Annotated in this window: 18 protein-coding genes; 8 read left to right on the top strand and 10 right to left on the bottom strand. The window is 45.5% G+C overall.

The features are described 5' to 3' along the window. Positions 1 to 40: 40 nt before the first annotated feature. A complete protein-coding gene (locus KIT90_RS10855; RefSeq protein ID WP_285376652.1) occupies positions 41 to 1666 on the bottom strand; it encodes an ABC transporter substrate-binding protein in 1626 nt (541 codons plus the stop codon). Between the two features lie 187 nt (positions 1667 to 1853). On the opposite strand from KIT90_RS10855, the gene mpaA reads away from it, so the two are divergent. Beyond that, positions 1854 to 2564: a murein tripeptide amidase MpaA gene (mpaA, locus tag KIT90_RS10850; RefSeq protein ID WP_285376651.1), complete on the top strand. Its 711-nt coding sequence runs from the start codon at positions 1854 to 1856 to the stop codon at positions 2562 to 2564. Positions 2565 to 2584: 20 nt separating this feature from the next. Here mpaA and KIT90_RS10845 read toward each other — a convergent pair whose 3' ends face one another. After that, entirely contained in the window at positions 2585 to 3436 is an 852-nt protein-coding gene (locus tag KIT90_RS10845; RefSeq protein ID WP_005428937.1) for an SIS domain-containing protein, read from the bottom strand. Positions 3437 to 3678: 242 nt separating this feature from the next. Here KIT90_RS10845 and murQ point away from each other — a divergent pair, with 242 nt between their 5' ends. The 4 genes from murQ to KIT90_RS10825 all read left to right on the top strand — a co-directional run bounded on the left by murQ (position 3679) and on the right by KIT90_RS10825 (position 7748). Continuing rightward, complete coding sequence (gene murQ / locus KIT90_RS10840) at positions 3679 to 4581, top strand: N-acetylmuramic acid 6-phosphate etherase (RefSeq protein ID WP_285376650.1); 903 nt, start codon at positions 3679 to 3681, stop codon at positions 4579 to 4581. A 28-nt stretch (positions 4582 to 4609) separates the two neighbouring features. Further along, positions 4610 to 6064: a PTS N-acetylmuramic acid transporter subunit IIBC gene (murP, locus tag KIT90_RS10835; protein ID WP_020197824.1), complete on the top strand. Its 1455-nt coding sequence runs from the start codon at positions 4610 to 4612 to the stop codon at positions 6062 to 6064. Positions 6065 to 6216: 152 nt separating this feature from the next. Then, the gene (locus KIT90_RS10830; RefSeq protein WP_285376648.1) at positions 6217 to 7275 is read left to right on the top strand and encodes a porin; all 1059 of its coding nucleotides are present in this window, start codon (positions 6217 to 6219) and stop codon (positions 7273 to 7275) included. 224 nt (positions 7276 to 7499) lie between these two features. Then, on the top strand, positions 7500 to 7748 hold the full coding sequence (locus KIT90_RS10825; protein ID WP_132698235.1) for a hypothetical protein: 249 nt from the start codon (positions 7500 to 7502) through the stop codon (positions 7746 to 7748). On the opposite strand, the gene KIT90_RS10820 is transcribed toward KIT90_RS10825, so the two are convergent. Next, complete coding sequence (locus KIT90_RS10820; RefSeq protein ID WP_285376645.1) at positions 7745 to 8647, bottom strand: LysR family transcriptional regulator; 903 nt, start codon at positions 8645 to 8647, stop codon at positions 7745 to 7747. The genes KIT90_RS10825 and KIT90_RS10820 overlap by 4 nt on opposite strands. Before the next feature lie 92 nt (positions 8648 to 8739). Between KIT90_RS10820 and KIT90_RS10815 the strand changes: the two genes are divergently transcribed. After that, positions 8740 to 9393, top strand: coding sequence for a CatB-related O-acetyltransferase (locus tag KIT90_RS10815; RefSeq protein ID WP_285376644.1), 654 nt, complete (start codon positions 8740 to 8742; stop codon positions 9391 to 9393). Positions 9394 to 9458: 65 nt separating this feature from the next. Here the strand turns inward: KIT90_RS10815 and KIT90_RS10810 are convergent, their stop codons facing one another. The 4 genes from KIT90_RS10810 to KIT90_RS10795 form a co-directional block, all read right to left on the bottom strand. Continuing rightward, the gene (locus KIT90_RS10810) at positions 9459 to 11138 is read right to left on the bottom strand and encodes a DUF342 domain-containing protein (RefSeq protein WP_285376642.1); all 1680 of its coding nucleotides are present in this window, start codon (positions 11136 to 11138) and stop codon (positions 9459 to 9461) included. 446 nt (positions 11139 to 11584) lie between these two features. Continuing rightward, positions 11585 to 13603, bottom strand: coding sequence for a tRNA(Met) cytidine acetyltransferase TmcA (locus KIT90_RS10805; RefSeq protein WP_285376934.1), 2019 nt, complete (start codon positions 13601 to 13603; stop codon positions 11585 to 11587). A 115-nt stretch (positions 13604 to 13718) separates the two neighbouring features. After that, the gene (locus KIT90_RS10800) at positions 13719 to 14693 is read right to left on the bottom strand and encodes a ParB/RepB/Spo0J family partition protein (protein WP_012130357.1); all 975 of its coding nucleotides are present in this window, start codon (positions 14691 to 14693) and stop codon (positions 13719 to 13721) included. A gap of 7 nt (positions 14694 to 14700) precedes the next feature. After that, entirely contained in the window at positions 14701 to 15918 is a 1218-nt protein-coding gene (locus KIT90_RS10795; RefSeq protein WP_005428912.1) for an AAA family ATPase, read from the bottom strand. A gap of 1242 nt (positions 15919 to 17160) precedes the next feature. Between KIT90_RS10795 and KIT90_RS10790 the strand changes: the two genes are divergently transcribed. Continuing rightward, on the top strand, positions 17161 to 19131 hold the full coding sequence (locus KIT90_RS10790; RefSeq protein WP_005435856.1) for a replication initiator protein RctB domain-containing protein: 1971 nt from the start codon (positions 17161 to 17163) through the stop codon (positions 19129 to 19131). A 323-nt stretch (positions 19132 to 19454) separates the two neighbouring features. On the opposite strand, the gene KIT90_RS10785 is transcribed toward KIT90_RS10790, so the two are convergent. The 3 genes from KIT90_RS10785 to KIT90_RS10775 are packed head-to-tail and all read right to left on the bottom strand — an operon-like array spanning position 19455 to position 21705. Then, positions 19455 to 19922, bottom strand: a complete 468-nt coding sequence (locus tag KIT90_RS10785) for a transcriptional regulator (protein ID WP_285376640.1) — start codon at positions 19920 to 19922, stop codon at positions 19455 to 19457. After that, positions 19922 to 20854: an ATP-binding cassette domain-containing protein gene (locus KIT90_RS10780; protein ID WP_045484484.1), complete on the bottom strand. Its 933-nt coding sequence runs from the start codon at positions 20852 to 20854 to the stop codon at positions 19922 to 19924. Before KIT90_RS10780 ends, KIT90_RS10785 begins: the two co-directional genes overlap by 1 nt. Further along, complete coding sequence (locus tag KIT90_RS10775; RefSeq protein WP_009706696.1) at positions 20851 to 21705, bottom strand: ABC transporter ATP-binding protein; 855 nt, start codon at positions 21703 to 21705, stop codon at positions 20851 to 20853. The genes KIT90_RS10780 and KIT90_RS10775 overlap by 4 nt, the downstream gene beginning before the upstream one ends. Before the next feature lie 361 nt (positions 21706 to 22066). Here KIT90_RS10775 and KIT90_RS10770 point away from each other — a divergent pair, with 361 nt between their 5' ends. Further along, the gene (locus KIT90_RS10770) at positions 22067 to 22264 is read left to right on the top strand and encodes a PA3496 family putative envelope integrity protein (protein ID WP_009706697.1); all 198 of its coding nucleotides are present in this window, start codon (positions 22067 to 22069) and stop codon (positions 22262 to 22264) included. Positions 22265 to 22304: the final 40 nt, after the last annotated feature.

Raw genomic sequence — 22304 nt, 5'->3', positions numbered from 1 at the left:
TACATCTTCGGGGCTTCTTATTTATCGCTTGTTTTGAGCGCTACTTCTTGATGTAGAGGTCTTTCGAGTAGATACGGCCCTCTACGTTATTCTTGGCAAAACCGCCAACCGTAGGACGAACCAAACGCGCTTGCATGTAGTAGTAAATCGGTGCGATTGGCATATCTGTCGCCAACAATTGCTCGGCTTGGTCATAGAATCCTTGACGCGCTTTCTCATCGGTTGCGGCCAATGCACTGTTCATCGCCTTGTCGTAGGCTTCACTGCTGTAACGCGCAAAGTTACCTGACGAACCAGAGCGCAGTAGACTCAAGAAGGTCGAAGCTTCGTTGTAATCTCCGCACCACGAGGCACGCATCACATCGAAATCCCCTTGCTTACGAGCTACGAGGTAAGACTTCCACTCTTGGTTTTCTAATTCGACTTTCGCGCCCAAGTTGTTCTTCAACATAGAAGCAATCGCCACTGCAATCGCTTTGTTCGATTCACTGGTGTTGTACAGCAATTTGAAATCCAGAGACTTACCGTCACCGTATCCCGCTTCTTTCAGCAGTTCGCGCGCTTTTTCATCACGCTGTTTCTGCGTCCATGTACTGTATTCAGGCTGAGTCGCATCAAAGCCAGCCGTATATTGGTGCGCAAACGTGTAGGCAGGCAGGTTACCCACTTGCGTAACACCATTCGTGATCACATCACGCATCATTGAATAAGACACGGCTTTTCGAACTCGTACATCATCGAAAGGAGGACGCGTGGTGTTAAACGCGTAGTAGTAAGTACAGAGTAGCGGAACCGCGGTATACGCTTGCTCGTAATCCTTCTTCAGCTTTTGCGCCATGTGAGTTGGTACATCTGAGGTGATGTCCACTTCGCCCACCGCATAGCGATTGATCGATGCGTTTTGGTTCTCAAACGGGATGTACGTCACTTCAGTGAGATGAGTATCCGCGCTATCCCAGTAGTTTGGGTTCTTTTTCAGTTCAATGCGCTCATTCACCACCCATTTATCCAGAACAAATGCACCGTTGCCAACAAACTGCTGCGGATCACTCCACGGCTTTTCGCTGTTCTCAACCGTTGCTTTGTGTACGGGCATCATCGAAGTGTGGCCTGTCATTGCGACAAAGTACGGCACTTTGCTATCAAGTTCGAAACGCAGAGTGTGTTTATCGACGGCGGTGATACCAAGATCATCCAGTGGCTTTTTACCTTCTGCTACGTCGGCGATGTTTTTGATCTTAGTAAGTTTGAGATACCAAACATTGGGAGAAGCGGTTTTCGGATCCACTGCACGACGCAGTGAATAGACAAAATCATCCGCAGTCACAGGATCGCCGTTCGACCATTTGGCGTCTTTACGCAGCTGGAACACAAAAGTTTGGTTGTCTTCGGTTTGCCAAGATTCCGCAACACCAGGAACGATATTACCATCGCGGTCTTGAATGACTAATCCCTCAAACAAATCACGAATCACGTGCATCTCTGGCAAGCCTTCAGCTTTTGCTGGGTCTAGCGTCGCCGCTTCTGCATCGTTTGCTCGTACTAAATGTTGTTCTGGTGCGAGTTGCACACCATCAGGTAAAGAATCAGCTAAAGCTGAAGCGGATAAAAATGGGGTCAATAAAGAGGAAACCAGCAACGCTGTTGAATGCTTTTTAAAATCCATATCGTTTTTCGTTCTCCTAACACGTCTTTTGAAGCAAGTACCACTATTCATCATACAAGCATTGACGAACTTTAAGTGTTCAGTTTATATCCGAGTAATCTCAAGATGCTAAGTTCAACGGCGGTGACTTGAGTTATATATAGCTTGGGTGATGAATAGATACTACTCGAACAATCAGGAGATTACGGTGAGTCTAATTCCAAGAACGGAAAGAGCGGCATTTTTAATTACGCCAACATCATATGGAAAATCGGTACTGGGCGCGCCATTGTTGTACTTCCCAGCACAAGTGGAAAGTAACTCGCGAGGCCTCATTCTCGCTGGAACACACGGCGACGAGACAGCCTCAATCGCCGGATTGTCGTGCGCGTTAAGAAGCTTGCCAGCGGAGTGTCTGAAGCACGATGTGATTTTATCGATGAACCCAGACGCAAACCAACTGGGTACACGAGCCAATGCCAATCAAGTCGATCTAAACCGTGCGTTTCCTACACAGAATTGGACAGAACACGGCACAGTCTATCGCTGGAGCTCACATACACCTGTTCGAGATGTGAAAGTAAAAACAGGCAGCAAAGAACAGCTAGAGCCAGAAGTTGACGCACTAATTAGTTTGATTGAACTGCGCAGGCCAAAATTTGTGGTCTCGTTTCATGAACCATTAGCGTTTGTCGACGACCCTGCTCATTCTGATTTAGCCAAATGGCTCGGCAAGCAATTCAATTTACCTATCGTTGACGATGTTGATTACGAAACACCAGGGTCTTTCGGAACTTGGTGCAATGAACGCCAGTTGCCTTGTATTACGGTGGAATTGCCCCCGATCTCGGCGGATCTCACAATAGAAAAGCATCTCGATGCATTTATTGCTTTGTTGCAGCACGATCCAGATCTTTAATTTCTAGCTATACGAAGCGATCAAGTAAGGATCTGCTTGATATCGGTACTGATATCACTGATCAACTGACGCGCGCTTTCGTCTCTTTGCTGCACCAAAATAATAAACAGCAGATCCGTAATCACGTTTTGTGCCGTACGCGAAGCAATGGAAGAGCTGCGATGCTCTGTTTCATTGGCGATGGTATCAAACGTGATGTCCGCAATATCTCTCAAGCGGCTTCTCCCCGGAGCAGACAAAGCAATCACCTTTGCTCCCTGCTCTTTCGCCGCTTCCGCAGCCACCAGAATCTCTTTTCGTTCTCCTGAAAAAGAAATAGCGATCTGCACATCTTGTGAAGAGAGCGTACGCGCAACCGCAATTTGTACGTGACTGTCTTGCTCTGATAGCGCGGTAATCCCAAGCTTAAGCAGTTTAAAGCTCAAATCTTTTGCCGTAAGTGCAGAGCCGCCAATGCCCACCACTTGCACACGGCGCGCTTCACTCAACCACTTCACCGCTTGATGACACGCCTCATAAGAGAGCGCATTGGTCGTTTGGAACATAGCGTCGGTTTTTGCTTTAACCAGTTTTTGCGAAATCACCGCAATCGGATCATCCGCCAGAATGTCACTGTGCAGCGGCGTGGATTGCATCGCTTGCTTACGACCAATCTCTTCGTTCAATGCCAATTTGAACTCGCTATAGCCTTTATAGCCAATTCTCTGGGTGAATTTGACGATGCTCGACTGGCTCACTTGCACTTGTGCAGCAAGCTCTTGACTGGTCAATTGAGCGGCTTTTTCTGCATTTTCGACAATCCAATCGCCAACCAAACGACCACTTTGAGAGAGTTGAGTACGTCTTGCGACGATTTTATTGATAACGGACACGACAAAATTCCAAAAACTTTAAATAAATTATTCCAAAACAGAAATAATCACACTTTTCTTTAACTGCCTGATTAACTTAACAACCCTTGTTTCTGCGTAGGTTATCTTGTCAGTATTCTCGGTCATTATTCCAAATTTTCACTGAACAAAGAATAACCTCAAGTGTGATTTTTATCACCAAACCTGAATATTTTATTCCATAGAATCGCCCTCAGATTGAACATTTACGAAGAGTACAAAACATGAAAATTGATTTAAGCCGATTGGTGACAGAAAGCCGCAATCCAGCGAGCGCAGAGATCGATACGCTTTCTACCATCGAGATGCTGCAAGTCATTAACCAAGAGGATCAGAAAGTCGCTTTAGCGGTGCAAGGCGTATTGCCACAAATCGCGCAAACCGTCGATGCCATTACTGCAGCGTTCGCCAATGGTGGCCGTTTGATTTACATGGGCGCAGGTACATCTGGCCGCCTTGGTATTCTTGATGCGAGTGAATGTCCTCCAACCTATGGCACACATCCAGATATGGTTATCGGTTTAATTGCTGGTGGTCACCAAGCGATTTTGAAAGCGGTAGAAAACGCAGAAGACAACGCTCAAATGGGCCAAGACGATTTAAAAGCGCTGAATCTGACTCAACATGATGTTGTTGTTGGCATCGCCGCCAGTGGCCGTACTCCTTATGTTTTAGGTGGTTTGGAGTACGCAAAATCTGTAGGAGCAACAACGGCATCAATCGCATGTAACCCTGAATGTGCAATGGCAGAAGCGGCGGACATCGCCATTCTTCCGGTAGTGGGTGCAGAAGTCGTCACCGGCTCTTCACGCATGAAAGCGGGCACAGCACAAAAACTGGTGCTGAACATGCTGACTTCTGGCGCAATGATTCGCAGCGGCAAAGTGTTTGGCAATTTAATGGTGGATGTAGAAGCCACCAACGCCAAACTGATTCAGCGTCAAACCAACATTGTGATTGAAGCAACAGGCGCAACAAAAGAACAAGCAGAAAAAGCGTTGGAAGCCTGTGAACGTCACTGTAAGACCGCAATTTTAATGATTCTGGCTGATTTGGATGCTGAGCAAGCCATGTCTCGCCTCGCCGAGCACAACGGTTTTATTCGTGCAGCACTAAATAATAACTAAATAGCCCTAGTCCTGAAGGATAGTCCCTATGGCCAAAATTACCTCTAACACAGTATCGCAATTGCTCGCCGCAGTGGGTGGCAGTAACAACGTAAGTAAGTGCGGTAACTGTATGACGCGTTTGCGTTTATCTCTCGCGAATAACAGCTTGGCGGATCAATCCGTCATTAAACAAATTCCCGGCGTCATGGGTGTGGTAGAAAGCGACGAGCAGTTCCAGATCATTCTTGGTCCCGGTAAAGCTCAGCAAGCTGCCGATATGATGAATAAGTTGATCGACAGCTTAATCTCTGGTGACAGTGAAGAGCCTGACGCACCACAACAGGATCTTTCTGCTGTCGCTGCAGAGCAGAAAAAACAGATGAAGAGCAAGCAAACCAGTGCGGTTCAGCGTTTTCTAAGTAAGTTTGCCACCATTTTTACACCGCTGATTCCCGGTTTTATCGCTGCGGGTTTGCTGCTCGGTTTTGCCACGTTATTGGAACAAATCTTCGTGCTCGACCAAACGCCAAGCCAGTTTATGTTGGATTTGATTGCCTACATGAAGGTCTTTGGCAAAGGTCTGTTCGCTTTCTTGAGCATTCTAATTGGCTACAACGCTCAACAAGCTTTCGGTGGCTCAGGTGTCAATGGCGCCATACTCGCTTCGCTATTTGTGTTGGGTTACAACCCCGATGCAACGTCGGGCATTTATTCCGGAATGAATGAGTTCTTCGGTTTTGCGATTGATCCTCGTGGCAACATTATTGGCGTGTTGATGGCAGCGATCATTGGTGCTCAGGTCGAGAAAAAAGTGCGTCAGTATATGCCTGACGATCTGGACATGATCTTAACCTCAGTTGTCACGCTTTTGATCATGGGTGCCGTAACGTTTTTGATCATCATGCCAATCGGCGGTGAGCTATTCAAAGGCATGTCTTGGTTGTTCCTAAACTTGAATGACAACCCATTAGGCGCAGCGATTTTGGCAGGTTTGTTCTTAATTTCCGTGGTATTTGGTATCCACCAAGGGTTTGTACCGGTGTACTTTGCCCTGATGGAAGCACAAGGTTTTAACTCGCTGTTTCCTATCCTAGCGATGGCTGGTGGCGGTCAAGTGGGTGCTTCGATGGCGCTGTACTTCAAAGCCAAGAAAGACGCCCTACTACGTACACAAGTAAAAGGCGCCATCATTCCAGGTCTACTTGGCATCGGTGAACCACTGATTTACGGCGTGACGCTACCGCGCGTTAAACCGTTCGTAACCGCTTGTATTGGTGGCGCAGCAGGTGGCTTCTTTATCGGTTTGGTCTCTTACCTTGGCCTGCCTGTCGGTCTAAATACCGTCTTCGGCCCATCTGGTATCGTTGCAATCCCTCTAATGACCTCAGCTAGCGGCATCTTTGCCGGCATGATGGTGTTCATCGGTGGCCTACTTATCTCTTACATTGTTGGCTTCCTAGCTACCTACTTCTTTGGCTGCAAAGACGTTGATTTAAGCTAAATCATTCTAACCCCTATAGGAATGGACTAGCTCGCGTCCTTGAGCTTTCAAGGGCGCACCCTCTCTCTACTTCTCACGACATTGATTTTATTCCGTTATTCGGAAGGGGCTTTGTCGTGCTTAAAAACAATAGAAACGAAAAGGTCGTTCACATGAAAAAGCACATTTTAACTCTACTTATCCCAACTCTGATGGCGTCAAACGCAGCGATGGCAGCTCAACTTTACCAAGCAGAAGACGGATCGGTTTTGAACATTTACTCTCGTCTAGGCTTTAACGTCACCAATAAAAATGATGAACACGGTGATGCCAATGGCGAATTTGATGGCCGTATTGGTTTGAATGGCTCACAAACTATCAACGAACACGCCTCTGTCATTGGCCAAGCGCAATACCAAGTGGGTGCAGCAGAATACGCCAACCAAGTGAACGACAAGCCTTCTCTCACAGCACGTTACGTTTGGGCCGGTATTGATGCGCAAGATTACGGTCGAATCACAGGTGGTCGTGTTGCGTCAGGATTAATCATGTTCACCGACATTGGTGATGTATTTGCGTCTTCAGACGTATCTATGGCACGCCAAGCAAATAAAGTGGATAAAACCGCGACACAAGTTTTCCGTCAAGACGGTACGCTGCAATACCAAAACCGCATTGGTAACTTCGATGCATCTGTGGCTTACATTATTGGTAACAGCACCTCTGAACTCGATTACGGCTACAACGCAGCATTACGCTACACCCTAGAAATGGGCGACTTAGGCACACTCGCCCCTGTGGTTGCAATGCAAAAGAGCAAAGGCGATGCGCGTGAAAATAACGATACCGATTACACCTTCTGGGGTGCAGGTACGCGTTACTACTTGGGTGATTTGATGTTAGGTGCGCTTTACTCAGAAGATGAGCTAGAAGGTTACTTCTCTGAAACCAGTACCGATAAAGTCATGGAGCTGACCGCAGTTTACAGTGTAAATGACAAATGGGCGCTACGTGCTGGTTACCGCTCTCTAGAAAACAGCGACGGCGACGAGCTTGAGCTGAAAGATACAACAGTTGAAGTGCAGTACAAACTGACCCCTCGCTCATCTATCTACACCAGTTATGTTGACCGTAATGGCTCACGCGGTTACGACAAGGCACAAGAAGTCTCGTTTGGTGGTGCACATGCAGATGAAAGCTACTACCACTTCGGGCTACGTTACGAGCTGTAAATGTCCATACACTCGTTTTAGTTAGCTAAGATTTCCTCCTCGATATTTTTCCTGCCTTTAAAATATCGAGGAGTGAAATCTTCCTTCTTTTCAGTTACTAGCCACTCTATGAGTCTCCTAATAGGCATTGCTGTCAATTATCATTACATGCATGTTTACTTTTTCATCATTAAGCAAAGTACTCTCTCATCAATTAATAATCACTGAATCAATATGAGAGCCTTATGCCTGTTAAATTCTGCTCACACTGCAACAAACCGACTGAACACAAACGCGTGATGAAACGCATCAACACTCAACCTGAAAACATCAACGGCAAAACAGCCCGTTTGATGGTGTTGGTATCACGCTGTTTTACCGGTAACCACTATCACGAGTTAACGCCTCAATTCTACTGCCGCACTTGTAATCAACACTTTCAAGGCACTGCAGAGATTAAAGACCTGCACGCTCAAGATAACCTATCTATTTAAAATGATTGCTGTTTGAAATGCTCAATAAACGCCTGCGTTCGCTTTGGTAAATGCTCACGTTTAGGATAAAGAATATAGAGCGGTAGGATCGCATCGGTTTGCCATTCAGGGAGTAACGACACGAGTTGCGATCGCTCTTCACCGTTGAGTTTCTCTAATGCGAATTCATCCAACATTGCAACGCCGCATCCCGCAAGAGTGGCTTCAAGCATGGATTGAACCAAATTAAAGCTGAGTACACTTTGCAAAGCCACTGAAACTTTTTGCTTGGTTTCAATATGATGAAAGTGCCACGTATCGAGGTTTAACAGTTCATTGCGATACACAATGTGGTCAAGCTGATAAAGATCTTCCGGCGTAGCTATGCGTGGTTTGTTAGACAAGTACGCTTTATGTGCGAACGGTTTACAGTGTAAAGAGCGCAGATGGTGCCCAATATAGCCCTCGGGTGGATTGTTCGTGAAGAAAAACGCCACATCAAAGCCAGACTCAATAAGATCCAAAGGCGTTTCTGAGAAGATCACTTCGAACGTCACTTCCGGATATAACTGGCGAAACTCGATCAATGCTCGGTTCAATAACGCTGCCCCAAATGACGCCGATGCCGCGATGCGCAAATGCCCGGCGACTCGGTCACATTCCATCACTTGTTCATTAATCTGTTCTGCCCCATCCATCAAGCCCTTCACTTGCTGATAAAAGCGCAGCCCATCGTAAGTAAGATTAAATTGCCTTGTTGTACGTTGAATCAACTGTACTGACAGAATCTCTTCTAACTGCCTCAATTGACGGCTCGCGTGCGCGTTTGAGCAACGCAGTTTTTTCGCCGCACCAGCAATACTCTTCTCTTCACATAGAGCGATGTACATCGGCACGTAGCTTAGCCACTTTATTTCCATATGGTAATTATGAATCTCTAAAAACAACCTACTGGAAATAATAGAAAGGCTCTACACTGCTTACAACTTAAAATTGGAACGGAGAATCACGAATGAACGCATTCGATACTTGGTTAAAAGGGCAAGTGATCAAAGACCATGTCACTAACCCGAATATCGAGGTGGGAGATTACAGTTATTACTCAGGGTTTTATCACGGTAAAACATTTGAAGATCAATCGGTTCGTTATTTGATGGGCGACAGCGTTACCCAACAAGAGTGGCAAGAGGGTGCTTATGGCGAAGTGGACAAACTGATCATTGGCAAGTTCTGTTCAATCGCTTCTGGCGCGACCTTTATGATGGCTGGCAATCAAGGCCATCGGGTAGATTGGATTTCTACCTTTCCATTTTCTCCTGAAGAGTTTGGAGAAGATGTACAAAGCGGATTTGAACGCGCAGGTGATACTGTTGTGGGTAATGATGTGTGGATTGGCAGCGAAGCGATGATCATGCCGGGCGTGAAGATTGGAGATGGTGCAGTGATTGGTGCGCGTTCAGTCATCACAAAAGATGTTCCGCCCTACTCGATTGTTGTTGGTCACAATCAGATTGTTCGCCAGCGCTTTGACGACGAATGTGTCGCTATGTTGTTGGAAATCAAATGGTGGGATTGGCCCATTAACCATATTAAACAAGCAATGAAGATCATGTGCAGCAGTGATGTACGTGCACTTGGTGCTTACTACCAAGAACACATTGCATAACGTTTAAAAACAAAAGCCCGTGTACCTCTCAATACACGGGCTTTTTCATTCTTCCAATTAAAGAATTAAATCGCGACGACGTCTTCTTCCTCTAAATTTGCCGCCACTTTGATTTCGTATTGGTTAAAGCTAAACACACAACCGCCATGGGTGCGTTTGGTTGTCACCTGTTCGTCTCCAAATTGCACTGTAACGCGCGTAAACACGCGATCTTTGGCTTCGACGATATTCTCTTCTAGCGAGACTTCAAACTCTTGCTCAGTGTGTTCCAGCTTCTGTTTAACTTCTTCAAGGCGAGTATTGTTTTGCGCTTTCATTACTTCGATTTGAGCTTGTTCTTCATCAGTACGCTCTGCTTTAGGACGCTTCTTAAATTCAAGTTCCTTACGAATCACATCCATCGTGCCTTCTTGGGCAGATTTGTATTCTTCTTTTAAGCTGGCAATGCGCTCTTTGTACAAGGCGTAATTAGCAAAAGCTTCGACCTTAGTTGCAGTATCGCCTTCTACACCAAGTTGCGAACAAAGCACCTTACCTCCTACTTTGGCATCACCACCGCTTAAAGTGCCGTTTTTACCGCTGGCATCAAGTACGGTCAGGTTGCGTCCACACTCAATGTCGTTATTCATGCTGTGCACAGCGAGCTCAATATCCTCGCCAGACTGCAATTCACAATATTGGGCGTAACTAGCACGAATCGATGTTTTGGTTCGAACATGGCAGCTTTTCGGCTGACCATCACTGACAGTGTGGCCAATAATGCCTTTCGCCACTTGGATATCCCCCTCAGCTTGCACGTCCGCAGATTCAATAAAGCCACCAACGGTAATAGAGCCTGTCGCTTTGACGATCATGCCAGATTCAATGTTTCCACCGATGATGACATTGCCTTTAAACTTAACGTGCCCGGTATTTACGCCCACACTGTTGAGACACAACGCATTATCGACCTCGATGGTTTTGTCTTTGATGAGAGGCGTACCAGATACAGAAGCAATTAGAAGATTAGGATCAGCTTTGCTAATTTCCGTTCCTTTGCCCGGTTTAATCGGGCTGTCTTTGCCTGCTTGAGGAGGAATTACGCGTCCTTGCACAGTAAAACCCGGAATACCCTTGGTAGCAGGCGTTCGACGCATAACCTCGTCGCCAATATCTACGGCAATGGTTTCGCCCAGGTTGCGTAAATCAATCTTGTCGCTGGTCGATTGGCCTTCTTTCGGTTTGAGGATACGCTTGGTGATGTCTTTGACGAGGGGCGTAAAGATGGCGTCTTTACCTTTGACGGGTTGTTTGCCAATAGCGACAGGTTGAGTGAAGGTTTCTCCGGGTTTGAGTTGATTGCTGACGACCATAACTTTTTTAAGGGCCAACTTATTAATGCCTTTCGACACTCTCGCATGAGCCAGTGCTTGAACGATTTCAGGGCCACGCAAACCTCGGCCCCCATAAGCACCTACTATGTTCATGCTAGCGAGCATGTCGTTGTTCGACAGTTCAACTTCTACCTGAGCATTCTTAATCTGTGCGACGACGATGCCTTCGCAGGCTTCAGCTTTACGCTCACGAGCACAGTTAATGAATCGAACCACTTCAGCGTCATCAACAAACGCCTGACTGGCATTCATTGCTTGAAGCTGTTCAGGCAACTCCTTTTGATTTAGCTCACCTCCGAGTTCAATATCTCCCGGTAGGCGGGCAAAAATCCTCGTTTTGTCTTCCGACCATTCAAGGCATATCTTCCACATAACCAATCCATCTGCTACCCATCACCCAATTCAGTCTAACCAAAATCGTTTTCTGAACAAACCTCTCAATTCTCAGAATCAGGCTCACATCACTAAAGGAAGCCCCGCGAGTTATGAGCTAGAGATAAGCTTACTCAGAATTTCTAAATCCGATTTAGATTCATTTTTTGCGTTGCGCTCTCCCTACTTCACCAAAGCATCACAACCTGTATTTGAATAGATGGTGGAGCATCCCTAATGGGTAATCAGACTTTAAGGGAAGTTTATTATTTAGCTCATTTTACATATAACTAATAAGGCAAGACTTCCGTTTACAGTGTAAATTGCGATTGGTCATACACCTCGACCGCCAGCCTTGGCAAAGAACCAAATAAAAAGGGGAGGATTTACAGTGTAAACCCTCCCCTCCCGTTAACCACTTTTACAGTGTAAATTGCCTGCTCTGTTTACACTGTAAATTTAGCTATCAAAACTTGTAGCTCGTTTCTTATCTGCGCTTCAACTTGCTTACGTCCCGGCAGGCCATATTGCTTAGCGCACTCACTCCAGTCTTTGTTTAAGAATAATTTACTGATCATCAAGTCAGACACGTCAGCCAAACCAGATTGCAGTAACCATTGCTGAATCCAAACAGAGACAGATTCAAAGTTGTTCCCACCTTGAGCATAACACTCGATTAACGTGCGCTTCGTTAAATGGGACTGGCAAGTAGATACCGAGGCTGGCAAGAGCGCACGAAGCAAACTTGGCTCTAACTTAGGATACGTAGACGCCGCACTCAATGGCAACAGTTCTTCGAACAGCGATTTGGCTTCGTTTATCCAACCTTGTTGTGAGCCACACTGACGAACCATCAACAACGAGTAACACCCACTTGCCGCATCTCGCATACTTCCAAGGCGAATGGATTCAAAACCAGATTGCTTCCAAAACGTAATCAGTTCTTCTGTTGCACCAAAGCTGGTGGATAAATAAGAGATATGAGGCGGCGTAGATTGTTCCAACTGCTTTAACATTTGTTGGCCAATACCCTGCCCTTGTAAATCTGGATGCACCGCAATTCGCATGACTCGCAAAGTAGAGAGCGCACCCACTTCTGCGTAACCAAGTTGATTGATGATAGTCACTGGTGTCAGGTGCCCTTTCGGACGACGTTTCCCAAGCTGAATATCTTTAACGAGATTCGAATCGAGGTTACCCTCCTCCACCGTTAACATCACCCCGACGACTTCATTGTTATCCTGAGCTACGTAGATCTGGCAATGTTCATCTTGCAGAAGATGCAGCAAATCATTTGGCGAGGTTTGATAATGCGCATTCACGAGCAACGCAAAGCACGTTTTCAATACGGAAGGATTAGAAATCAACGCTGACTTACGGAGGTTGATTAATGAAATATCGCCAAGCTCAGCAGGCTGACTCGGGGTAAGTTCAGCATCCAGTAAAAATGCTCGGTAGAGCCATGCTTCTAAATTATCGTTTGTCGCCCATCGAATAGGTTGTTGAAGATGACAAAGCTTCATTCCAGGTCTTTGCTTTTGTAGCCAATCAACAAACTTAAGCGTGAAGCCACGGCCACAACCTTCATAACCATGAATGGTGGTTGAGAACACGAGACGATGATATTGCTCAGTAATCTGCTTAAGCATAGGAACTGGAATCGCGGCGGCTTCATCAACCAACAACAAATCGCACTCAGGTAAAGTAGAGAGTAATTCATCCGGTGCGATGAACTGAATGTAGCCCAGCCCCGCTTCTAATCGGTCTTTCTTAACGCGCTCTGTTGTTGATAGCATTCTCTGCGCGTGCTGATAAACAGGTTCGACCGCTTTGATGCTTGGCGCTGTGACGAGAATTCGTAATGGCTTTTGCTCCAGAAGATGTGCACATGCAATACCTAACGCACTAGTTTTTCCCCGACCACGATCGGCGGTTAATACTAAAGGACGCTTGCGATGCCCTGTCACCACCCTCTCGATAAAAGACACAGCTTCAGCTTGCTCACTATACTGTTGCGCTTTTTCCGCTTGGATAAAATCTGGTAATTGAGGTAATGGTAAATTCTCCTCAATAACGGAGAGTTGTTGCCATTGCATTTGCAGCCACAGTCTCGCTTCATCCGCGTCTTGGTCTTTATTGGCAACCACAATTAATAATCCACCGCCGACGAGCGCACCAAGAGCCGAAGTAAAACTGTTGGCATCAAGCTCTTTTCTTGCGTCAAACAGAAGCACATCACACTCACGGCCGAGCAACATATTGCCTTGTTTTGCATTTACGCAGTGGGTGTTTTCTAGTTGCCACTCACCTACGCAGAACCAAGTTTGATTTTGTTGCTTCTGATGAAATTCGGCAATCAAGGCATTTTGCCAATCGGCATCACCATAAATCACCACGCCATTGCGTTGAAAGGCTTTGTAAGTTTGGAACTGGAGCTGAGAAAGGAATTCAGATTGTGCGAGCATTACGTGTATCCAAGCATTGAACTGACGCCATGTTATCACATCTGGATTCATGGAGACTTCGTCAAATTGCAGACATAAAAAAACCGCCCGAAGGCGGTTTCGAACAAGAAGAGTTTTACTTCATTTTGCTCTCAACGAAAGCCAGAATTTCTTCCATCAAGCTGTCGTCTACTTTCTTCAAGTTAAGAGCAAGGTTGTTACCTTTGCGGCTGTAGCTTGCACGACCTTTAACTAAATCGACTTTTTCTGCTTTCTTAGCCGGCTTCGCAGGCGCTAATTCTGCAATCCAGCTTTCGATGCTTTCTGTCACTTCTTTAGTCAAACGAGCCACACCTTGAGCTGTACTGCGCTGCCACAAATAACCTTCCGACGTGCGACACTTATCCAACAAGTTTTGTTGTTGTTCGCCGTTCAATGTCGAGAACTGCTTATGCAGCTTAACAATCGTTGGACGACCTAAATCACCAACATTCGGATAAGCTTGCAGAAGTTCAAGCGGAAGTGCCGCAGCTTTTAATGCACCACTCACCAATGCTTCACTGCACTGGAACATTTTTGCTAGTGCTTTTTGATCTTCAGCCTCGCCACTTTCAAGCTTCGCCTGCATCTCTTTACCTTTTTCGTATAGAGACAGCGGCTTGTGCGCGTTTGCAACATCAGAAAGGAACTTCGCGTGGTCTGTGTTGATGCCGTCACCAACGTAAACCAAGAAATCCTGTCCTGCTAAGATACAAGACATACGACGGCGGCTACCGTCTAATACTTCAATCTTGCCATCTTCAGTGCGACGACCAACCGCTGGATACTGTTGACCACGTTCTTTCAACGTTACCAACACATCCGATAAAGCGTGTTCGTTTAGGAAAGATTGCTCACGAGCGTTCTCTGCAAATACGCTAGTGTCTGTCGCCACTTTATCCGCAGGAATGCGCACCAATTCAAACTGAACGGTGTTCTCGCCTGCTACAGCAAGTTCGATAGTTTGTGCTTTGTCTTTTGCCGCCGTTTGCGCTTCTTGAGGTGTCGCAACACGACGTTTATTGGTTTTACCAAATAATTTCGCGTTTAATTCAGACGTTTTCAATGCCATTTATTCATTACCCCTGATTCAATGACGGCCAGTTAGAGTGCAGTACGCGCTCTAGTTCTAGTGCACTCTTATGTACCGCATCTTGTGCAGTAGCGAGCGTTTTCTTACCACCTTCGAAGTCGCCTACGGTCAAATCAAACACTGTGCTGTAGGTGTCAGCGCAGGTTTCGAATGCACGACTACGAGGAATAGTGGCCATCATAACTTGGTCACCTAGAAGATAGTTCATTTCAGTTAGAACAGAAACTTGCTTCTTGTTGTCGTCTTCAAACATGGTTGGCATCAGACGAACAAACTCAAGACCGTTCCAATCTTCTGGGAACATCTCGTACACCGTTGGAAGGTGTTGGAAGAAGTTTACTGTTGAAGCCCAGTCAAGACGTTTCGCTGCACAAGGAATCAATAGCGCGTTTGATGCGTACATTGCGTTCCATACTAGCGGATCAACGTGCGGACCGGTATCAATCATAATCACGTCGAAGTCATTCGCAATCTTGTCAATCAACTGCTCTTTCAATAGACGAACGATGTCTAGTGACGGGTCTTCAGAGAGTGTTTGCCACGCTTCTGCGTTGAACATTGCGTCTTCTGGGAAAGCAGAAATCGACTTTAAGTTCGGGTATTGCGTTGGCAACAGCACGTTCTTGTGTAGAAACTCACGATCGATTTCAACGCCATCTGGCACGTTACCAAGCATGATATCAACCGCTGAATAGATGTTGTCATGCTCTGCCACACTGATTTGTGGGTTCAAGAACAGACGCAGAGAGCCTTGAGGGTCAAGGTCAATCAAACAAATGCGGTAGCGCTTATCTAGATTTAGAGCCAGACATGCGGCTAAGTGAACCGCTGTCATCGATTTACCCGTACCACCCTTTTGGTTTTGTACGTTGATAATCCACGGTTTGTTTTCAGAATTCTTTTTGCGTTCATGGAATTTAGGCACTTCTGCCGCATCCATTAACATGTGCGCTTCTTCAAGCGTGATTGAATAATGGTTGGCATTATTCTTTGTAAATTGATGACCTTCCGCTTCCATCTTACCGATAGCATCGTCCAGCTTACGGCGAGTCAAACCTGAGCGGGTTTCCATCATTGCCTTAGACATTGGTGGGAAGTAGTTGTCACTACGCTCTTCCAAAACAATCTCAATACGATCAGCTTGAACTTGTTGCGTCAGTTCTGCTAATTCCTGGAGATTTTCAATCGTTGTTTCTCTTTTCATGCCAAATTCCGTTGGAAGGATATCTGCATTTAATTGTACAGCATTGCAATCCAAAAACAACAAAAAGGTGAACATGCATTTTGAATAACCATCACATAAAAAACACTCACAAACGCCTGTTTTATGATTTCACCTTAAAAACATCACAAAATTTAATCAAATCTATGCCAATATAGTGCTTCAAACTTTGAAAGAATGAAAATGTCACACTGTCACGTATTTACAATGTAAATCTATAGTTTTTCCGGAACGATTATAGAAAGACGCTAAATTACGGATAGTGTGAGATGAATCTAGTGTTTGACGATGAATGAGCGTTTTTAATTAAAAACACGAGAAGCGACTACCTTGATCATGCATCCAGTATGTTTATTCATGTAAAACAGCGATGTTGAACGGAAGAATGATCAAGGAAGCATCATGATCATTCTTCCGTCGAGAACAGCAAATACGAAAGCATGATCAAGGAAATTATGTGTCCTAGTACATTGCACATCGATTTTTCAATGCGATCAATTTATCGGAAAAATGATCAAGTGAATTTCAGCCTCGGAAGCATGCTTTTTCACGGCCAATTTACGGATGAATGCAGATAGACTGGGGGATAGAGGCTAAATCAAAGATAAAAACGTGGAACGATGAAAATAAACCGAAAACAAAATGTAGAACGCGATATCATGATCATGCTTCCGTTTGTTTCGGGATAATACAGAGAAACAAGGCGTGCGATGTAAAATTGGACAAGGTTTCAGCATTTGCGCAAATAGTATTCACAAGCAGCGACAGAACGATGAAAAACGACGCTCTTGATCATTGTTCCAAAGGTAAAACCTCACTGCTTTACCGCAAGCGAAGACAAAGTTTTCCAAGGCGTACCTTTATTTCTGTGGATAAGTTGTACAAACATCATGATCATCGTTTCACGACCTTTTTGATCATCTTTTCAGAAACTTAATGATCATGCTTACGGCGCTTTGTGATCATGCTTTCTGGCTTTTGTTGATCATCGTTTCGGAATAATCATGATCATAGTTCCGAATTGTCGTTTTAAAATATCTATTTAAAACATAAGCTTACGTCGCCAAAAACCTCCGGATCATTAGATCATATAATCAATTAAGATCAGATTAATCAAAAAGATCAGTTATTTAAAAAACAAAGATTTTTTCTTTATTTATGATCTGTTTTTCTTTATTCTTCGGAACCATAGCAAAACTACGGCTAGTGTGATCTGGATCTAAAATGACGGCTGATGAAAAAATTCTGATTAAAGCGCCAAGAAGCCATAAGGATGGGCACCTTTTTGAGGTACACGAATCTTCTGCAGATTGGGTAGAACAATACCAACACTTCAAAGGGGTCACCAAGAGCATCTTAGAGTTGCTTAATCTGATCTCCTTACGAGGATTCAGCAGCAAAGACGGTTTGGTCTCCACAACAGAAATTGTGGCAGCAACCGACGGTCAACTAACCAGAGCCGCATTACAACAACGCTTACGTGCAGCCGTTAACATTGGTTTGTTTACTCAAACACCAGTACGCTTTGAAGAAGGCCTTGCTGGTAAAACCATGTTGCACAAGTTCGTTAACCCTAACCAGCTAATCTCAGCCTTAGGGGCCACCAGCTTAGTCACAGAAAAAGTTCGTCAGAGCGAAAAGCAAAAACGTTCTAAGGCTTTGGCACAAACCCAAGTGAACAAGCGCCTGTTGAATGAACATGGTCTGAATACCCCACCGATGATGAAGGATGAAGCGGATCAATTTGTCGTTTCACCAACTAACTGGGCAGGGATCATCGACCAAGCTTTAGCGCCACCACGCACTCGTAAGAGCTACCAGAAATCCATGGTGTCGATCTCTGGCACCAAAGCTGTGATTGAAACACGATCGTCGAAAAACATCATGACAGTGGACGATCTGATGACGCTGTTTGCTCTGTTTACACTGACCGTGCAATACCATGATCATCACAAAGATCAGTACCACATGGATGCGGCGCATGTGCCGAATAAAACCCCGTTGTACATCACGGATATCCTGTCATTGCGTGGCAAGAAGGACAGCGGCCCTGCACGCGATTCAATCCGTGACAGTATTGATCGAATCGAATTTACCGATTTCCAATTGCATGAGCTAACTGGCCGTTGGCTAAGTGAAAACATGCCAGAAGGCTTCAAGAGTGATCGTTTCCGTTTCATTGCGAGAACTATTACCGCATCGGAAGAAGCGCCAACAGAAGGTGCTGACGGCGAGATTCGCATTAAGCCGAACTTGTACATCCTAGTCTGGGAACCTTCGTTCTACGAAGAACTGCTGACGCGTGATTATTTCTTCTTGTTCCCACCAGAAATTCTGAAACAACACACCTTGGTGTTCCAGCTGTATTCGTTCTTCCGTAGCCGCATGGTGCGCAAACACACCGATTGCATGTTGCTGAGTGAGTTGAACCAAAAACTGGCACGCAACATCGAATGGCGTCGTTTCTCAATGGATCTGATCCGTGAGTTGAAGCGCCTGTCTGACGGCAAAGGGACGGAAGATCTTTTTGTGGTGAACTTATGGGGTTATCACTTAACGATCGAGACCATGATCGAAAATGGCAAAGTGATGGACTACCAAGTCGACATCAAATGCGATGTGGAAGAGGTATTGCGCTACTCTCGCGCTCGTACGACCAACGCAGGAAAGCGCAACATGGCGCCTACGCTGCCAAACCCACTTCGTAATGAGATGGTTACGAGGCAGCAGCTAGACGAGCTCTCAGGCATCATAGACGGCGAATTTGAGCCTATTCAGCGCAAAGCACCGTCTCCACGTGGCAATTTGGGCCGTCGAGTAAAACAGAAAAAGCACCTAGTCGAGATCAACGCGGACGAGATAACCATTACTCTATCCAAATATACCTCTCCAGAGGCCCTAGAACGCAGTATAACGGCTTTATCGGCGATGACAGGGCATTCCTATGCCTCAATCAAAGAAGAGTGTTCTGAGTTCATTGACAAGCTTGACTACCTGCGAGTAGGGGACGCCCCTCTGCCATACGAGACATTGAGCAAGACCGTAGAGCTGTTTAACGGCCAAAATGACGTGAAACATCTCACCATCGAGCGCTTGATAGCGGGTTTGGCTGTTCGTCGAAAAGTGTGTCGTCAGATTTTTGAGGGCCACATGGATGAGATGGTATTCAGAGCACTTGATGAAATGGCGATTTAATATGAATCACGTGGATACTTTTCGAGTAATAAGCGTGACGAATTAATTCAGAATGTAACAATGAATTGCACTGATGGAAATCAGACCTAACTCTTACAAATCACTGACATTGCGGTTCCGAGGGCAGACTAAGATTTATCCCGAATAGACAACCTTTTGTCCTTTCTGATGATTAATAGATTGGCTCATATTGTTACATTCATTCTGAATAGACTTCGCGAGTTTCTCCTCAAGAAACTCGCTTTTTTTTATCTAAAATTCCTGTCCTGTGCATCTGCTTAAACTGACAAGTCCTAGTCTGTTACCTTGATCATCTTTCCGAATCAATGACGTAACCCTTGATCATGCTTCCTAGTTTCATTCCAATTCAAAGATCGCATCAATGCAACGTGTGACTCGATCAAGCTGCTCGCTTGTTGTTGCCATTCCGTTTGATCGTGTTGCTGATTACAAAACTCCAACGCCAGAACAGTCAAATGTTGTAAGCGTTTGAGACACCAATCCTTGATAAGAATATCGGTCATCGGTTGGCAAGCCGATTGTTCGAGCTTCGCACTGGTGTATTGCAGGATTTCGAAGGCTTTTTGATGGTCTTGATGCCTAGCGTGTTGAAAGACTCTTAGACAGCCATCTAGCCAACAAGCGATCGCTTTACTCTGTTCGTCCGTCAGTTCTGGACCAAACACAGCGACAGGCGCTTGGTATAAGATCGCTTCTAAGCTTTCTACTTGATCATGCTTCCGATTGTCATACCAATCTGATAGTTGATCTTGCCAGGTCATCAAATCCATTAGGCTGCCTCAGTCCATTGTTTTACAAAGTGGTTTGGTCCGATTTGATCATAGTCTTCGACCACAACGCTGCTGCGACTGCGGATCTCATCGGCATCTATTGAATAGTTTGGTTCACTTTCCACTAGGTTGCCAAATGGTAGATCAGGATCCGGTACCGCAGAGATCAATAACTTAGTGTATGGGTGCTGTGGATTCTTTAAGATCGCTTGGGTATCTCCCCATTCAACGATCTGTCCTTTGTACATTACAGCCGTTTCTTCAGCGATGTAATGCGCGGTTGCCAGGTCGTGAGTGATGTATAGGAACCCGATCCCCAGTTCTTGCTTCATGCGTTGCATCAGATTGAGCACACCCAAGCGAATCGATACATCTAGCATCGACGTTGGTTCATCGGCAAGGATAAGTTGTGAGCCTACCGCTAGAGCGCGCGCTAGATTAACGCGTTGACGCTGGCCACCACTGAGTTCGTGAGGGAACTTATTTAGCGTTTCCTCTGGCAGCTCAACCAAATCCAGCAGCTCTAGCAGTTTGGCTGGGATTTCTTTGTCACTTTTCACCTGCTTATGAATCTTCAGTGGGCGAGTTAAGTGATGGCGAATAGTATGGGTTGGGTTTAAAGAGCCAAACGGGTCTTGGAACACCATTTGGACTTTACTGCGGTAATCCTGAATTTCGCCGCGAGCAGTAATGTCGTTGATGTTTTTGCCATTGAAAAGGATCTCACCATCGCTGGCTGGATACACCTTGGTAATTAATCGCGCGCAGGTGCTCTTACCGCAACCTGATTCGCCCACCAACGCAAGGGTTTTGCCTGCATAAAGATCAAAGCTCACGCCCTGAAGCGCACGGAAGGTTTCTTCTTTAGCGAAGCCACCACCGACTTTGAATTCCTTGATCACGTTTTTCATTTGGATGATCGGTTCACTCATGCTGGCGCTCCTTCCGTTTGTGGTTGTTTATGTACATCGTGAATATTCGGGAACGAAGCCCATAGCTTTTGGGTGTATTCGTGTTGAGGATGATTGCGGATTTCGTATGAGCTATTCACTTCCACAATCTTGCCGTGGCGCATGATGGCAATGCGGTCGCACAATTGGCTCATAAGCGCTAAATCGTGGGTAATAAAGAGCACTGAGAAACCAAACTCGTCACGTAACTGATAGATTTGCTGCAAGATTTCACGTTGAACCACCACATCGAGCGCCGTGGTTGGCTCGTCCATGATGATCAATTTGGGATTGAGGGATAGGGCAATCGCGATCACTAAACGCTGACGCATGCCTCCGGAGAACTGGTGTGGGTATTCTCCCAGACGATTTCTCGGAATGTTGACTAAGTCGAGAAGCTTCTCTGCGCGGTCTTTGGCTTGCTCGTTGGTTAATCCTTTGTGGTGGCGTAATACGTCGGCAAATTGCTCCTGAACGGTGAGAACCGGATTCAGCGAGTTCATGGCGCTTTGGAACACCATTGCGATCTCGCTCCAGCGTAGCGTATTTAACTCATTATCAGGCAGACGAAGGATGTCTTTGCCTTCAAACAGAATTTGCCCACCAGAGATAAAAGCAGGCGGCTTGTGCAGACGGTTGATAGAGAAAGCAATGGTACTTTTACCACAGCCTGATTCACCCGCAAGACCAAATATTTCGCCTTTACCAATATCAAAGCTCACCGATTTCACAGCATTGAAGTCGCCGTTGTCGGTGATGTAATCCACACATAACTCTCTGATCTGAATGACAGGATCAGAGTGATATGCCTGATTCAGGTTTAGTTCACTCATCATTACACCTTACCAATACAAAAGATAATTATTATCATTATCAGGTGTGTGAGATTTGCGAAAGGCAAAACCGTCTAATCAGTGAAGTGACTCGAAAGTTGAGTGTAATAAAAAGAATTTTTTCCGTTATGGAAGTGTGAATTTACGAGGGAAAAATGAGAGCTGGATCAGCTCACTTTTCGTAGGGGGAATTCTTCAAATTTAATCGCTAAAAACGCGCTTTGCAAAAACTAAATGATGAATCTATTAACGAGTTAGTGAAAGGTCGAAAGGGGTCACATTTCCCCACAGTTTTTCTTACCTCTGCATTGGGGGTTTGCTATAGATTACCCATCGAAAACATGGTGTGTTCGGAGGAAATATGTCCATTAATTCTATCGACCATGAAGAGATGAGCAACATCGCTCACAAATGGGAACTCCCTGAAGAAGAAACCGTTGTGAGACCTGAGAAAACCGTGAAATCTGCCGAAGCAAGACGTCGTATTGAAGCTCTTCGTGAAATCCGTGAAAGCGGCTTGAGCATCGAAGAAGCAAGGGAACTTGGCTTAATTCACTAATTCTCGCACTGCGGAATTAAACCATGGGGTGGTCATAAGA

The sequence above is a fragment of the Vibrio sp. B172a genome, assembly GCF_030248355.1.
Taxonomy (GTDB): Bacteria; Pseudomonadota; Gammaproteobacteria; order Enterobacterales; family Vibrionaceae; genus Vibrio; species Vibrio owensii.
The sequence above is the reverse complement of the archived record's forward strand: the minus strand, read 5'-3'. Positions and strand labels throughout refer to the sequence as shown.